The organism is Pseudomonas sp. FSL W5-0299 (genome assembly GCF_005930655.1).
GTDB lineage: Bacteria > Pseudomonadota > Gammaproteobacteria > Pseudomonadales > Pseudomonadaceae > Aquipseudomonas > Aquipseudomonas mandelii.
This window is the reverse complement of record NZ_RXHX01000086.1, coordinates 1-2,370: the sequence shown is the minus strand read 5'-3', so window position 1 is coordinate 2,370 and position 2,370 is coordinate 1. Positions and strand designations below refer to the sequence as shown.

The following is a 2,370-nucleotide window of genomic DNA, read 5'->3' as shown; positions in this document are numbered from 1 at the left end:
CGCCGCTGACTGCCGAGCAGATCAGCGACCCGGCCACTCACCCGATCGTGATCCACGTCGACGAAGCCACCATCCTGGACGCGGGCGACACCGACATCTCCGGGCTGGCGGTCACCTTCCGCGTGCGCGATGTGGTGCACAATTATTCGCAAGACTGGTGCAAGGCCACGCGGCTGGTGGTCATGACCGGCGTCGATTTTCTGGACGCACCGGTCGTCCAGGAGGCCGTGAACAACGTTCTCGACCTCGATGCGCTGGGCGAAGATGACATCACGGGCGAGGTCTGGGCCAAAGCGCCGGCGTTCGAGCAGGACGACCGCATCATCCTGAAGATGCGCGGCACCACCGTGGACAACGAGGCCGTGGAAGTCATCGCGCCGGCCCAGACGGTCGACAACCTGCCGCATACTTACAAAGTCATACTGTCCAACGCCGACGTGCGCCAACTGGCCAAAACCCAGGTGACTTTTTCCTATCGCGTAGAGCGCCCGGGCGTGACCGACCCCCTGCCGTCCAAGGGGCAATTTGTCACCTTCATCGGCGAACCGAAACACCTGGCCGCGCCCAAGGCCGAAGATGAACAAAACGGCGCGATTGATCCGGACCTGCCTCACCCTCGCGTGCGGATTCCGTTCGATCCGATCATGCAGCAGGGCATGGCCATCGACCTCATCTGGGCCGGCACCCGCCCGGATACCGGCAGCTACACCCCTGAGCTGGATTGGTATTTTCCAACCTGGGAAGAGATCGAAGCCCAGCAAGATTTCTTCATCGCGGTGGACGGCAGGCACCTGAAAACCCTGGAAGGCGGCACGCTGGAGCTGTCGTACTACCTGCTCCGCGAAGGCCCGAACGGTGAAGTCATCCGCCGCGAATCGCTGCATGCGGCGCTGCTGCAGGTGGGCGAGCCGCAACTCGAACTGGTCAAACCCATCGTCCTCGGTGAACAGGACGGAGCGCTGGAGCCCGGGGACCTGCCCGGCGGCATCGGCAAACTGACCGCGCCAAGGCCGACCGTCAAACCGACCCAATCCGGTGACATCGTGACCTACACCTGGACGGGTGAAGTCACGGGTACCACGGAAGACTCCGTCACCCTCAACGGGCTGTCCAAAGACAAGGATGTGAATTTCACCCTCAACGCCACGTTTGTCGCCGAACACATCGAGCCGAACCGCGGCAAGAAGGTGACGGTGAGTTACCGGATCTGGCGGGCGGCGACGAACGAGACGAGTTATTCGAATGTGCTGGAATTTGGGGTTGGCCAGGCGATTGGCCAACTGTTACCCCCGGCCGTGAAAGAAGCGGACGGCGGCACCCGCCTTGATCCGTTGAATGCCCAGACCCATCTGACCGCCGTCGTCAACTACGACGGAATGCTGGTCGGCGACCAGATCACTGCAATCTGGACCGGTGCCGACGGCACGCTGCCCGAGGGTTCGCATACCACCGCACCGTGGCCTGTGACCACGCTCGGGCCGCAGGAGATACCGTTGGAGCCTAAGGTGGTCGCCTTCAGCCTCGGCAAAGCGGTAACGGTGAACTACAAGGTAACTCGCGGCAGCAGCAGCCCCATGCCCTCGGACACCCTGACGTTATCGGTGCTGCCACTGCCGGAAAACGTGCTCGACAAACCATTGATCCTCCAGGCCGCGGACAACGGTGAAGGGGCCGAATTCGACGTCAGCCAGCTGACCGACAACGCGGTGATCCAGGTTAACGCCTGGCCGTTCATTGCGCTGAAACAGTTCGTCTGGTTGCGGGTGCAAGGCACCAACAATGACGACAGTCCCTACGCCCAGACATTTTGGCAGCCGCCTCTCTCGCAAACCAACGAAACTTGGATTACCCAGGGCTTTTACACGCATCCGATTCCATTCAATGAATTGAAAAACCTGAAGGACGGGAGCGAACTGAAAGTTGAGTTCAAGGCGGGGTTGAGTGGCAGTCAGGATGAAAACAATGCGCTGCCGTTTCAGGTGCGTACCTACACGGTCAAGGCTGTGGAGGATGTGAAGCCTGCGATCACCCGTTTGACCGATTCCAATGGGGATGAGATCGCAGAAGGCGGGAGCACGGTTGATACCAGCATCACGCTGACCGGTACGGCCAGCAAAGGCCAGAAAGTCGATGTGCTCGACGGTACGGTCTCCAAAGGTCAGCCGACGGCGGATTCGGGCACGGGGGTCTGGACCTTGCTGGTGTCCGGGTTGAGTGCGGGGGCCCATAGCTTTACCGCGAAGGCGTTGTACGGTTCGGGTCAGAGCTCCGCGCCACGAACCTTGACCGTGGCGGTGGCGGTCACACCGGCCATTGACTCGGTCACCGATTCCAAAGGCCCGGTCGCCCAGGGTGGCATCACCTTTGACC

1 protein-coding gene is annotated in these 2,370 nt (G+C 61.4%); it reads left to right on the top strand.

All coding sequences use genetic code 11. The features are described from left to right. The coding region (locus tag FHL16_RS34200; protein ID WP_177346271.1) for an Ig-like domain-containing protein at nt 1-2,370 on the top strand (2,370 nt) is incomplete at both ends.